Below are 13,113 nucleotides of genomic sequence, written 5' to 3'. Positions count from 1 at the left end.
GATCTTTTGTGCCTTCAAGCATGACTTTATATGAATGAAAGGATAGAGACTTTCTTACAATGAATTTTCATACTTTCCAAGAGATGCCGTGATACATTCTGCTAGTTCAGAGCAATTTCCTTCAAACATGTGAAATGTTAAAGAATGAAGTAAATGATTAAATTGATCATGGGCTGATTCTGATTTACGGAGTTCTGTAGACCAATTAATTTTAGGGATAGAAATAACAAAAGAATCAGTTGTTTTCATGATATATAATTTCGTGTCTTTTAGTCCGAAGGGAGCAATATCCTCTAGCAAGGTAATCATAACAACAACCTCCGTCTTTTTTTATTTCCATTATACTCCTTTTTTTCGACTTTATTTTCCAAAAGTAGAAGATTTAAATAAAATGTTAAAGGAATGATATGTTTGAAATATAAAAGTGCCAATGAATTTATTTGTAACCTTTATAGTTTTAATACCCCTTTTATCACTGTCAGAAATCGATTATTCCAAATTGCTTCATGATGATTAATAATATCATCTGCATGTAAAACGGAGCCATTAATCGTACTTTGGGTGTTTTGGAAAAGTAGATTATTTTGATATCCCAAGCTATAAGCTGCTCGAATAGTAGTATCAAGACAAAATTCAGTTTGTGCACCAGCAAATATAAGCTGTTCTATTTTCATGCTTTTTAAATAATCCAAAAGTTCTGTTTGATAGAAAGCGTCCCATTTTGTTTTTTTGATTATCTTATCCTCAGAGGAAACTATTAAATTTTGGTGAAGTTTCCAATCATCTTTTCCCTCAAAAAGCTCATCCTGATCATTTAAATCTGTATGTTGAATAAAAATAACCTGAATATTTTTTTCGTGAGCTTGATTGATTAGTATATTGATGTTTTGTAAAATTTGATCCTTATTGAATAAATAGTATTGGGGATGGTTAAAGAAAATTTCTTGCATATCGATGATAATAAGTGCTTGTCTCATAAAATAACACTTCCTGTTTGTTTCTTTTAAAGTATAGCAGATGGAAAAGGAGCTAAACAAGGACAAATCATGGCTAATAAATTATAAGCTAAAGGTCGATTCGTTTAAAAGTCAGAATAAACGAATTTTAGTGTTGAATTTATGATAGAATAGTCTATAATCAAAATGCGAACATATATTCTTTTTAGGAGGAGCGTTATTGGAGAATACATATATTACTAGCGCACTAAATCAAATGGAAATAGCTTTAAAAACAATAATTGAAATAATAGAGACATTAGAAGAGGCTGACTTACAGAAAATGCCTGCAAGTAATAAGCGTTCGATAGGTGAGCTATTAGAACATATTGCTGTAATTTGTAAGGCTGATTTATTGATAGCGAACAGTGCAACACAAAAAGAGATGAGTGAATATTATTCTAGTGTTTCATTAAAAAGTGTGAACGCTATAAAAGATGCTATCGCTTATAATTATGAAACATTAAAAGAAAGCTATAGCAATCTCACAGAAACGGAATTACAAGAAAGAACGACATCCTATTGGGGAGTAACCTATACAAGGTATGAATGGCTATTAGAAATAGTCGCACATATCTATCATCATAGAGCTCAATTACACACCTTGCTTGTTTTCTGTTATGGAAAAGACTTGAATATTTCATTATTTGAATAAGCTACATCAATAGATACATATATATTTTAGAGTAAATTAAGAGGGAGACTGAAAGATGCCATACTGCAAAGTGAAAAACGCAAATATATACTATGAAGATATAGGTTCAGGAATTCCGATAATTATGGTACATGGATTTACTCCAGATCATCGACTTTTGAGCGGTTGTATGGAACCTATCTTTAAAGAGAAGGAAGGATGGAGACGAATCTATATTGATCTACCTGGAATGGGAAAAACTAGGGATTACGAAAAAATACATAACTCGGATGGAATGTTAGAAGCAGTAGTAAGCTTTATTCATACGGTGATACCTAATCAACCATTTTTAATCGTAGGAGAATCCTATGGTGGCTATTTAACTAGAGGAATCATTAAGGAACATAAAGAGCAAATATTAGGAGCTGCATTCATTTGTCCTATGATTATACCAGATAAAGAAAAGAGATTACTTCCAGACCACACAATTGTTTATGCGGATCATGGATTTTTAGCAAGCTTAGCAGAAGATGAGCTTAGCGATTTCCAATCAAATCAAGTAGTTTTGGATGATTACAATTGGAAGCGATATAAGGAAGAAATACTGTCAGGATGCAAAATAGCGGATTCTGTATTCTTAGATAAAATTCAAGAGAGCTATGGATTTTCTTTTTCAATCGATGATGTCCTATTTCAGAAACCAAGTGTCTTTTTACTTGGCAAACAAGATTCTGTGGTTGGATATAAAGATGCATTTGCAATTCTTGAAAATTATTCTAGAGCAACATTTGCTGTTTTAGATAGAGCAGGGCATAATTTGCAGATTGAACAAACAAAGTTATTTACTTCTATTATCATTGAGTGGTTAAATAGGGTAGAAGAAGATATTAGCCTTGCTCAAGAAAAGTAGACAATATACTGGGTAAAAGACATTATTCATTTTTAAAGGTTTATGCTAATGAATAGTGTTTTTTTGTGCAATCATATATTGTTTGATGCCATTCATGAACATTTATTAGATAACACAGATTTATAGAAAATAAAAAAGGGTAGAAAACTGATAATTATAAAAAAAAGAAAAAGAATAAATTTGTAGTAAAATGAATCATCTAAAGTGTACCACTCTTTAGCATGTGACATATAATTTATGAAAAAGGTGATTTATTATAAAACATTTTTTGAAGCCATTCACGTTTTTTGTGACGATCAGCCTCTTTATTCTATTTATCCGTTATACAGATATCTTACAGGCGATTCGTCAAGGGGAGATTGATTCTGTCACATCTGTATTTAATGATAATATTTCATATGCACTTATAGTAAGTTTATTTATTATGATCATTCAAAATAGCTTTACCGTTATCCCGTTAATATTGGTTATTACCCTTAATTTTTACTCGTTTGGCTTCTTTTATGGTTTTTTGTGGAGCTGGCTTTCTAGTGTCGTAGCCGCGGTGCTTATCTTTCTTGCTACTCGTTTTTGGTTTCAAGATTTTGTTCATAGAAAAGTCAAAAATCACCAAGATATGCTTGATAAAATCGAACATAAAGGAATGAAATATGTAATATATGGTAGGGTTTTTCCTTTCTTCCCGACAAGTATTTTAAACATCATTGCAGGTGTAAGTACTATTTCCTTGCGTCCTTTTACTATTGGCACAGCGATAGGAAATTTCTTTTACTTCTTTATTCTTGCATTAATTCCCTACGGTGTATTTTCCACAAATATTAATCCACTCGCATTAATTGTTATTATTTTGCTGATAACTGGAATTTTTTATTATTTTAACAGAAGAAAGCCATCCGTTAAGGAAAAAGTAAAGGAAATAAAGAAAAGAGCATAGTCAATTTTCCCGATAGGTAGGATAGCTACTTTTCGGGTTTTTTATTTGTAAAAATTATGAAACTATTTCAGCGTAAGGTTCGTATACAAACTATAAGTATAAGAAGGGAGGAGTTTGCTATGTTAGGATTCATAATGATTGTATTTGCTGTGATCTTAATAGTAAATATTTTTAATGCTTCATCAAAAGGAAAGACAAATAATATAAGTCAACATGATAATAGCTATTATTTCCCACCATATTCAGGAAGACCAACAGATAGCTCTAATACATCATTCTTTGATGGAGGGAATGACTGTGGAGGTTCCTCTGATAGTGGGGGAGATTGTGGTGGCGGTGGAGAGTAAAAATTCCTCTTGAATTTTCTATTTATAATGAAAAATCGAAACTTTTCTGCAATATCAATCGTCCAATAATGAAAGAGGGATGAAAGGGGATAATAAGGTTCGCATGTTAATGGTGGTAACAATAATAGCATTTATTTTTGTTTGTATTTGGGTATTCATGGATACATTTTACTTTTCCAAGCCACCAAAACCTGAGGTGCTATGGGAGAATAATAGAATACCGACAACAATTGGCTCCAATTGCTGGCAAGGTTCTTTGAAAGGCTCCTGTGTCGATTATGTTTATGCATCAGCTTGGGATATGGGATTGAAAAATGGTTCTGTTCGAGTGGAACCGAATGCAACCATCACGATTGATTTTAATAAAAAACCTTTAGATGGATCATTACAGGTTGCAAAAGTATTTAAAGATGGTGAAGAGGAATTTATAGAGGTAGACAGAAACAAAATGACTGTTCCAGCCAAAAAAGGAATATATGTATATATGATCTATGCCCAATGGGATCAAGGAAATCCTAATTATACGTTCTCTGTTAAAGTAGAATAGGTTGTCTAAACCGAGCAGTTAGCGGGATAGACAGCCTATTTTACCGTGAGAAATACATACATAAATTATAAAGCAGGGAAGGGAAAGAGATGAAAAATTATCCAATTTTAAATTTATTGGTGGCACTAATTTTTTTATTATTATTCTTTGCTAGTAAGAAGATATTTGACAACTATTTAGCTGCTCTCATTATATTTGGTACTTTATTTTGTATTTATTTAGGGCGGTCGATTCTCTATTTAATCCGTCATTTTGACAATCAGAAAACAAATCGTATATCTGTCAAAAGAAAGCAGAAATGAACCGGAAAACGATTAATAATAACTATATGATAGTACCAAGGATGTGAGAAAGGTGTCATGGTTGGAAGGATTACAAAAAGCATTGAACTATATCGAAAAAAATTTAGAAGAAAAGCTTGAGATAGAAGAAATTGCGCGTGTTGCGAATGTTTCTGCTTTTCACTTTCAACGCACATTCGCCATCCTTACTGAAATACCAGTAGGGGAGTATATAAGAAGAAGGCGGCTGACAATAGCTGGGCAAAGCTTGCTTCACTCAAGGGAAAAGATTATTGATATCGCTTTTAAATATGGATATGAAACACCTGAAGCTTTTACAAAAGCATATCGCAGGCAGCATGGTGTTACGCCGAGTGAAACGAGAAGAGGAGTTGGCAGCCTGAAAATATATAACCCACTCGTCATTCAAGTACAGCTGAAAGGGGCAGAACCAATGAAGGTAAAAATTGTAGAGAAAGAAGCATTTACTATTGTAGGTTTGAAAAAGTCTTATTCAATTAAAGAAGATGAAAATCTTCGTGAAATCCCTAAGCTTTGGGAAGAGGTAAATAATGAGGGAACAGTAAACGAACTATTAATGTTATCAGTAGGTGAAGTACCAGGTGTTCTTGGTGTTTGTGTAGACCAAACAGAAGTTGCAGGGAAAGACATGGATTACTGGATAGCGGTTGCTACAGAAGAAAAATCAGCAAAATATGACCAGCTTATCATTCCAGCATCTAAGTGGGCAGTTTTTGAAGTACATGGACCAATGCCCCATAGTATACAGAAAGTGTGGAAACAGATTTATTCGGAATGGATGCCAACTACCAGCTATAAACAGGGAGGATTCATCTCTTTTGAACGCTACACAGAAGATGATCCGTCCAGCGAAGATTGCTATTCGGAAATATGGATTCCAGTTAAATAAAAAAAACCGATGGAATGACAATGCTAGTAGGTAAGCATAAAGTCAGCTTCCATCGGTTTTTTTATTGGGGAAAAGCAGTGTTCATAAATGGAATGAAAACCATTTTTGGAGAGAGGAAGAGAAAAGTGGCGTTCATAAACGAGATGAGAACCATTTTTCAAAGGGAAGTAGAGAAAAGTGGTGTTCATAAACGAGATGAAAACCGTTTTTCAAAAGAAAGAAGAGAAAAGTGGTGTTCATAAACGAGATGAGAACCATTTTTCAGAAAGAGGAAGAGAAAAGTGTGTTCGTAAACAAGATGAGAACCATTTTTCAAAAGAAAGAGAGAAAAAGTAGCGTTCATATTCAAAATGAAAACCATTTCTCAAAGAATGCTATGAAATAATAGCGTTCATAATTACAACAAACGCGATTCTTCAGAGAATGATAGAAAAATACTTCTTATCTTTCCATCTATTAAAAAAATTTAAGAAAAAATTAAGCCAACTCTAGCATAATAAAAATACATTACAGATAGGAGAGATGAAAGTGAAGAAAATACAAAATTGGATCGCGATCCTTGCGATGGTATTCTTATTGGTTCAATCAACAATTGGAGTTGTATCATATGTAAATAGAGAAGAACCTTCTGAGAGAATAGGCATGATGGGCCAAGGTCAAGCGCCGACTAATGCAACTGCATCTGCAAATACAAATACAGACACAAATACAGACACAAATGCAGATTCAGATACTAATAGCAATACGACAGAGGACAATGGATTCTCAATGGATAATCAAAATGGTATGACGCCGTTTAATGGGATGGAAGAAAGAGGCGGTGCACCAAACGGGGATAATGTAAGTACTGCAAGTTTAGTAGGATACATTATTGGTATAATCCTTTCACTTGGGGGATTAGTAGTAACCTTCCTCGGCTGGCGAAAAAACAAAAAAGTTACTATTGCAGAATAATAGCTCAAAGTTGAAATAAGCAGCAACCAGATTCCTATGATTTTAAAGGGAGTCTAGTTGTTGCCTTTTTCATTAAGTTAATAAAATGGGTAATTTCCGTAAGTAGAATAAGCTGGATTATAGCCATATGGTTGAGAGTAAGAGGGAAAAGTTTGACCATAATTCCAATGCTGTTGATGAGTAGTAGGAACATGATGGAAAGGAGTAATAATTAGTGGGTTCCCTGCAGTAAAGCCAGCTGCTGGCGTAACTGCACCAAGAGGAATAGCTCCAACTCCTACAGCACCATGGCCAACACCTGCAAATCCACCAGCTCCAACTGGACCAACTGCACCTATATGTCCACCAAAAGCTCTATTTTGAAAATTCATTATCGTTTCACCTCCCTCCATACTATATGTAAATGGAAATGATTGGCGCTTGCCAGATTTTTTTAAAAAGCAAAAAAGTGTTGGATTCTTCCGGAGAGTGTGTGTATAATAAGAAAAAATATGGAAAGTCGTTGAAAAAGAGACTAGCTAATTGGAAAGCGATAGCGAATTAGGGATGGTGGAAGCCTAATGTAGAACAATTAGTGAAACGCACTTTGGAGATATCATTCTGAAAATGGAAGTAGGAATGATCGGTGACAGGCCGTTAACTGATTTAAGTGGTTATGGAAATAGCAATTAGAGTGGTACCGCGGGAATTTAAGCTCTCGCCTCTTCGTTTGGAAGAGGTGGGGGCTTTTTTATTTTATCTTTAAAAAGGAGAAGAATAGATGGACATCAAATCAGAAATAGCAAACGTATTAGAACCATATTTAGATTTAACAAAGGAAATGATTGAACAACTATTGGAAAAACCGAAATTTGCTCATTTAGGAGATTTGGCTTTTCCATGCTTTACCCTTTCGAAATCAATGCGGAAAGCACCGCAGCTCATTGCTGCAGAGATTGCCGGAAAAATCGAGTCTCCACTAATTGCTCATGTTGAAGTTGTTGGCGGCTATGTTAATATTTATTTAAATCAGCAATTGCTTTCCTCTAAAGTAATTGGGGAAATACTTGAACAAAAGGAGCATTATGGCGATATCCAGCAAGATAAAGGAGTAATGACAATTGATTTGTCTTCTCCTAATATTGCCAAACCATTTTCAATGGGGCATTTGCGTTCAACGGTTATCGGGAATGCCATTGGACTTATTGCAGAGAAAAATGGCTATACCCCCATTCGCATTAATCATCTTGGTGATTGGGGGACACAGTTTGGGAAATTAATTGTTGCCTATAAAAAATGGGGAATAGAAGAGGAAGTAAGGAAAAATCCCATTAAAGAATTATTAAAGCTATATGTTCTGTTCCATGAGAAAGCCGAGAAAGATCCTGCCTTAAATGAGGAAGGGAGAAAATGGTTTAATTATTTGGAGCAGGGAAATGAAGAAGCGACAATACTTTGGAAATGGTTTCGAAAGGAATCGTTAAAAGAGTTTAATAAAATCTATCAACTATTAGGAATAACATTCGATTCAAACGATGGAGAAGCTTTTTTTAACGACAAGATGGAAGCTGTTGTCAAGTTATTAAAGGAGAAGCAGCTTTTAGTCGAATCAGAAGGGGCACAGGTGGTAGAGCTTGAAGACTTCCCGCCATGCTTAATCAAAAAGAGCGACGGAGCAACTCTTTATGCAACACGGGATCTAGCGGCAGCGATCTATCGCCAGGATATTTACCATTTTAAGAAAAGCTTATATGTGGTAGGCAATGAACAAACTCTCCATTTTAAGCAGTTATTTCAAGTATTAGAAAAAATGGGTTATGATTGGGCAAAAGGAATGGCTCATATTCCATTTGGTATGATGCTGAAAGAAGGCAAGAAAATGTCTACAAGAAAAGGGAAAGTGGTGCTATTAGAGGAGGTACTTCAAGCAGCAATCGAGTTGGCAGAGAAAAATATCGAAGAAAAAAACCCCTCTCTAAAAAAGAAAGAAGAAGTAGCAAAGCAAGTTGGAACTGGGGCAATCATTTTTCATGATTTAAAGCACTATCGGTTAACAGATATAGAATTTTCCTTAGAGGATATGCTTAAATTTGAAGGAGAAACAGGACCATATATCCAATATACACATGCAAGAGCGTGTTCCTTATTACGGAAAGGACAATTTTTCCAACCAGCTAACATTACTGCCTTACAGTGGGATCATGGAAGTTTTCCAATTGTGAAGAGTTTAATGTACTTTCCAACAAGTGTGGAAAGAGCAATGGAGCATTATGATCCTTCTGAAATCGCCAAGTATGTTATCGACTTAGCGAAAGCATTTAATAAATACTATGCGCATGTTCAAATCTTGGAAGAAAACGATGAGAAACAAGCGAGACTATCATTGGTATACGCAGTAACACTTGTTTTAAAAGAAGGATTAAGATTGCTAGGTATATCCGCTCCTGAAGCGATGTAGAAGATTAAAAAGGATTTATTTTGGCGAAAATAGGATATAGCTCGTTAAAAATACATTTGATATAAAACGTTCACAGAATAGACACAAAAACAGCTATTTTATCTTTGAATGAAGTTACTTGATTTGTTATGATGAAGGAGGTTAACACGTGAGAGATAGTGTTAACCTCTCTTTATGGAATCAGTAAAAAAGTAAAGGAGATTTAAAAATGATACATAACAAGAAATTATAATCGGTACTAGTTGCTTTTGCAGCTGTCTTTTTCATTGCATTACCAGTGAATGCTCATGTGACAGTAAATCCTTCTCAATCAACTACAGAGGCTTGGGAAACATATCAAGTAAGAATACCGGTTGAAAAAAATGTGGATACAACCAAAGTTACAATCAAGATTCCGGAAAATGTGGAATTCAAAATGTATGCACCAGTGGATGGCTGGAAGACGACTACAACAACAGATGATAATGGGAAAGTTGCTACAGTTACTTGGGAAGCGGAATCAGAAGATACGGCAATTAAAGCTGGTCAATACCGCGACTTCACCTTTAGAGCACAAAATCCTAAAGAGCCTGGCGATATTGCCTGGGATGCATTCCAATACTATGCAGATGGCAGCATTGTCGAGTGGACAGGAGACAGTGATTCTGAATTACCTCATTCTATTACAAGTATTGCTCAATCCAATGAAACGGTTGATAGTCATGGACATAGCCATGGAACGGATGAAGCAACAGATGACACAGCAGATGATCATCATGCTTCAGACGAGGATACCGAGCATGCACATGAAGGTACGAATGTAAATATGATTCTTTCCATTATCGCGATTGTTTTATCAGTTGTAGCGATTGGATTGACTTTTATTAGAAAAAAATAATAAGATGAAAAAGTTCATTTCCTAAGGAATAGATTAGCTTCTAAGGAATGGACTTTTTTGTTTGTAAATGAATAATGTTTATTGAATTTTTCAAACGGTTGTTCTTTCACCGGTAACATTCCGATAAAGATAGGGTTAATTTAATTCAATTATCGGAAGGAAATAGGGATATAGAAAGGGAATATAGATATACCGGATTAAATAAAGGGGAGAAGGCTATGAGTAAATCATTTATTGAACAAGTCCATTATATTCGAATTCCTGTAAAAGATTTAGAACTGTCTGCAAAATGGTATAGAGATGTACTAGGGCTGCAGTTGCTAAACAATACAGAGGAACTTGCCATTATAAAAGTGAATGAAGGACCTTTTTTACTTATCTTAGTTCCTACTGAGGATGAAACATTTGCACATTTTACAATTGATAATAAACAAGAATTTAGCATTGGTTTTACAAGTCCAGAATTATCTAAATTTCATCAACACTTAATTAATAATCAAGTTAAGGTGGAGGATATAAAAGAAGATAATGGTCACACCTTTTTCCACTTTTATGACCCAAATGGAAATAAGCTCCAAGTACACTGGTAAGATTAAAATAATTCCCCATATTTTTACCTAAAAAACCTATTTACTATCTGTTGGACTTTGTAATTATTGAGGAGATATTTTATGCGTTTATTTGGTGTTTTTATCGTTTTACTTTTTTGTACAGTGCTGATATCATTTGATCAAAAAACTTTAGATGAAACGTTGATTTATTCGTACAATCATCCTGAAACAAATCAAGAATTTAATATTATTCATGTTTATAAGCTATATGACAACTATGAAAAGAGGATAGAAAAGGATTCTACTATTCCAAAAGAGCAAATATTTGAAGAAGAAGTAATTGAACCGGTTTTTGAAGCATGCTACCAGGATGGGGAATACTTTGAAAGAAGTGGGAAAACATATTCAGTCGAGCCTCCAGAAGACATGGAACTTGTTAACGCGATTATAAATACAATGGATGAGGAAAAAATAAATAATGCAATTAAAGAAGCATTAATAGAATCCGCTAATTATATTCCATCAAACAAAGCTACAGATGTATGCATTTATCCAACTCCATACGATCCTGATTTGCCACAAATGGTAACCGAAGGAACAGGGAAAATCAGTGTTCTTTACACGTTATTTTTTGATGAAGAATTTTTGAAGGTTGGAATAGCACATGAATACCATCATAGTGTTTGGACGGAAAAGTATTTTAATAGAGAAAGCTCTGATACAGTATTGGATATTTTAGTTTTAGAAGGAAAAGCAGTGATGTTTGAAAACATTGTTTACCCTGGTAATTCGTATGAAGATCCAAGCTATCCTTTCTTAACAGAATATTGGGAACTAGTAGAGCCTGAATTGAATTTTTATGATGGATACCGTGCCTATGAAATAATCTATGGAGGGGACTAACTTCCTGAGAATTATGGGTATAACGCGGGATATCATTTAGTAAAAGCTTATTTAGACTCGCATACAAGTCTTACCCCCGAAGAATGGACAGAGGTATCTGGAGAAGAGATTTATGAGGATGGAAAATATATTGAGCTATATTAGTAAAAAGTAGTGAAATATTCTATAGGAAAAAAGGAAAGCACTATAGCTGTTTAAAGGGAGAATATTAAGTTATAATGGAAAACAATATAATTTAGATAGCAGTCCTATATGGATGCAATTTGTGGTAAAGAAGTGTGGAGACAATGGAGTGGAAACCTGATCGACAAATAAAAAAAGCAATTTATAAGCAACTAGCTGAGTTTATTGAAAATGGTATCGCAGATGGATCTTTTCTTTTAGACAAGCCGTTGCCATCTGAAAGAACTTTAGCAAAATTGCTAGAATTGAATAGAAGTACAGTAGTTGCAGCCTATGATGAGTTAGAGTCAAATGGATTAATTGAAAGAAAACGCGGCAGTGGAACAACAATCAGTAAGGATATATGGGGAATAACCAAAAAGCGTGTGCCTAGCTGGAATCGCTATATTGAAGCTGGATCTTTTCTGCCTAATGTACCTGTCATGCAACGGATACGAAAAGAGATGGTGGATCATCATTTGATCAATTTAGCTAGTGGGGAGCTTTCAGAGGATCTTTTTCCTTTAAAATCGCTACGGGAAATTACTTCTGATCGCTCCTATATTGGGTCATTAGGCTATGATCATCCACAAGGTAGCGAGGTGCTAAGAAAGACCATTGCCCATCATATGGAGGAATTTCGAGGTTTGCATACGAATCCGTCTTCTATCTTGATAACGTCGGGAGCCCAACAAGCATTGCATTTAATCATTCAATGTTTGCTTAAACCCGGGGATGCGGTAGCGATTGAGGATCCCTCTTATCATTATAGTCTGCCATTATTTGAATCAGCAGGAGTTAAAAGCTATTTTTTGACAGCAGATGAAAATGGCATAAAACCTGATGATTTAATCTCGTTACATAGAAAGCACAGGATTAGAATGATATTTCTAAACCCAGCTTTCCAAAAACCAACTGGCATTTCCCTCAGTCAAAAAAGGAGGAAGGAGATTTTAGAAATTTCTTCCCTATATGGCATACCAGTAGTAGAGGATGATCCATATAGTTTAACCTCTTTTTCTGGAAAACCGGTCTTTCCGCTGAAATCGATGGATGAAAATGGAAATGTGTTATATATTAGCTCGCTCTCTAAAATTGTTGCTTCTGGACTTCGAATTGGCTGGATTATTGGTCCAAAGCCAGTGATTGAAAGATTATCCGATGCTAAGCAACAGGTTGATTTTGGACATTCGAGTTATTCCCAATGGATAGCAAACGATTTTCTAGAATCGCCTTCGTTTGCATCCCATTTAAATCATTTAATTAAACAACTTGAAAGTAGAAGAAATCAAATCATCGAAAGCTTAGATACCTATTTAAAAGGAGAAGTAGAATTCATCATTCCAAATGGCGGGATTCATTTGTGGTGTAAAATAAAAAATGAAGTCAACGAAAACCGTTTATTGGAGGAGTCTTTAAAAAATGGGGTTATTTATGCACCTGGCTCCACTATGGGTTCCAACTCTCATTATGTTCGATTTACTTATGCGAAAGAAAAAGAAACCAATATTGAAGAGGGGATAAGAAGATTTGCAGAAGCAATAAAGTCCAGTAGAGAATAATACAGATGAGATGCAAAACAACTTTGCATCTTTTTTTATAGAGAAGTCAGCATAAATTGAAAGTGGATGGTCAATTTATATAATAATT

15 protein-coding genes, 1 pseudogene and 1 other annotated feature are annotated in these 13,113 nt (G+C 34.7%); of the genes and pseudogenes, 13 read left to right on the top strand and 3 right to left on the bottom strand.

Going from position 1 to position 13,113, the window contains the following annotated elements; translation table 11 throughout:
• Nucleotides 1-54: 54 nt before the first annotated feature.
• Nucleotides 55-309 (bottom strand): YueH family protein, encoded by a 255-nt coding sequence (locus tag ACTQ5K_RS14040; protein WP_048717823.1) that lies wholly within the window; start codon nt 307-309, stop codon nt 55-57.
• Between the two features lie 140 nt (nt 310-449).
• Complete coding sequence (locus tag ACTQ5K_RS14035) at nt 450-977, bottom strand: isochorismatase family protein (RefSeq protein WP_031537807.1); 528 nt, start codon at nt 975-977, stop codon at nt 450-452.
• Nucleotides 978-1,212: 235 nt separating this feature from the next.
• Between ACTQ5K_RS14035 and ACTQ5K_RS14030 the strand changes: the two genes are divergently transcribed.
• The 8 genes from ACTQ5K_RS14030 (at nt 1,213) to ACTQ5K_RS13995 (ending at nt 6,533) form a co-directional block, all read left to right on the top strand.
• On the top strand, nt 1,213-1,650 hold the full coding sequence (locus ACTQ5K_RS14030; protein WP_031537809.1) for a DinB family protein: 438 nt from the start codon (nt 1,213-1,215) through the stop codon (nt 1,648-1,650).
• A gap of 55 nt (nt 1,651-1,705) precedes the next feature.
• Nucleotides 1,706-2,539 carry an alpha/beta fold hydrolase gene (locus ACTQ5K_RS14025; protein ID WP_031537810.1) on the top strand — a complete coding sequence of 278 codons (834 nt, stop codon included), beginning with the start codon at nt 1,706-1,708 and terminating at the stop codon, nt 2,537-2,539.
• Between the two features lie 289 nt (nt 2,540-2,828).
• Complete coding sequence (locus tag ACTQ5K_RS14020) at nt 2,829-3,473, top strand: TVP38/TMEM64 family protein (RefSeq protein WP_109769020.1); 645 nt, start codon at nt 2,829-2,831, stop codon at nt 3,471-3,473.
• 119 nt (nt 3,474-3,592) lie between these two features.
• Nucleotides 3,593-3,820: a hypothetical protein gene (locus ACTQ5K_RS14015; RefSeq protein ID WP_031537814.1), complete on the top strand. Its 228-nt coding sequence runs from the start codon at nt 3,593-3,595 to the stop codon at nt 3,818-3,820.
• 79 nt (nt 3,821-3,899) lie between these two features.
• The gene (locus tag ACTQ5K_RS14010) at nt 3,900-4,367 is read left to right on the top strand and encodes a hypothetical protein (protein ID WP_031537815.1); all 468 of its coding nucleotides are present in this window, start codon (nt 3,900-3,902) and stop codon (nt 4,365-4,367) included.
• A gap of 354 nt (nt 4,368-4,721) precedes the next feature.
• A complete protein-coding gene (locus ACTQ5K_RS14005; protein ID WP_031537817.1) occupies nt 4,722-5,579 on the top strand; it encodes an AraC family transcriptional regulator in 858 nt (285 codons plus the stop codon).
• A gap of 177 nt (nt 5,580-5,756) precedes the next feature.
• Nucleotides 5,757-5,915, top strand: coding sequence for a hypothetical protein (locus ACTQ5K_RS14000; RefSeq protein ID WP_204375766.1), 159 nt, complete (start codon nt 5,757-5,759; stop codon nt 5,913-5,915).
• 192 nt (nt 5,916-6,107) lie between these two features.
• Nucleotides 6,108-6,533 carry a hypothetical protein gene (locus ACTQ5K_RS13995; protein WP_031537820.1) on the top strand — a complete coding sequence of 142 codons (426 nt, stop codon included), beginning with the start codon at nt 6,108-6,110 and terminating at the stop codon, nt 6,531-6,533.
• 77 nt (nt 6,534-6,610) lie between these two features.
• Here the strand turns inward: ACTQ5K_RS13995 and ACTQ5K_RS13990 are convergent, their stop codons facing one another.
• On the bottom strand, nt 6,611-6,904 hold the full coding sequence (locus ACTQ5K_RS13990) for a hypothetical protein (RefSeq protein ID WP_031537821.1): 294 nt from the start codon (nt 6,902-6,904) through the stop codon (nt 6,611-6,613).
• 122 nt (nt 6,905-7,026) lie between these two features.
• Nucleotides 7,027-7,241: a binding site (T-box leader), on the top strand.
• A 52-nt stretch (nt 7,242-7,293) separates the two neighbouring features.
• Here ACTQ5K_RS13990 and argS point away from each other — a divergent pair.
• The 5 genes and pseudogenes from argS (at nt 7,294) to pdxR (ending at nt 13,025) form a co-directional block, all read left to right on the top strand.
• Complete coding sequence (argS, locus tag ACTQ5K_RS13985) at nt 7,294-8,970, top strand: arginine--tRNA ligase (RefSeq protein WP_441130920.1); 1,677 nt, start codon at nt 7,294-7,296, stop codon at nt 8,968-8,970.
• Between the two features lie 289 nt (nt 8,971-9,259).
• Nucleotides 9,260-9,847, top strand: coding sequence for a DUF1775 domain-containing protein (locus ACTQ5K_RS13980; RefSeq protein WP_441994007.1), 588 nt, complete (start codon nt 9,260-9,262; stop codon nt 9,845-9,847).
• A 218-nt stretch (nt 9,848-10,065) separates the two neighbouring features.
• On the top strand, nt 10,066-10,437 hold the full coding sequence (locus ACTQ5K_RS13975) for a VOC family protein (RefSeq protein WP_031537825.1): 372 nt from the start codon (nt 10,066-10,068) through the stop codon (nt 10,435-10,437).
• 81 nt (nt 10,438-10,518) lie between these two features.
• Nucleotides 10,519-11,445 (top strand): annotated as a pseudogene (locus tag ACTQ5K_RS13970) (DUF2268 domain-containing putative Zn-dependent protease).
• 143 nt (nt 11,446-11,588) lie between these two features.
• Nucleotides 11,589-13,025, top strand: a complete 1,437-nt coding sequence (pdxR, locus tag ACTQ5K_RS13965) for a MocR-like pyridoxine biosynthesis transcription factor PdxR (protein WP_441994006.1) — start codon at nt 11,589-11,591, stop codon at nt 13,023-13,025.
• Nucleotides 13,026-13,113: the final 88 nt, after the last annotated feature.

This window comes from Niallia sp. Sow4_A1 (genome assembly GCF_052116745.1).
Taxonomy (GTDB): domain Bacteria; phylum Bacillota; class Bacilli; order Bacillales; family Cytobacillaceae; genus Niallia; species Niallia hominis.
This window is presented reverse-complemented; position numbering and strand designations above follow the sequence as displayed.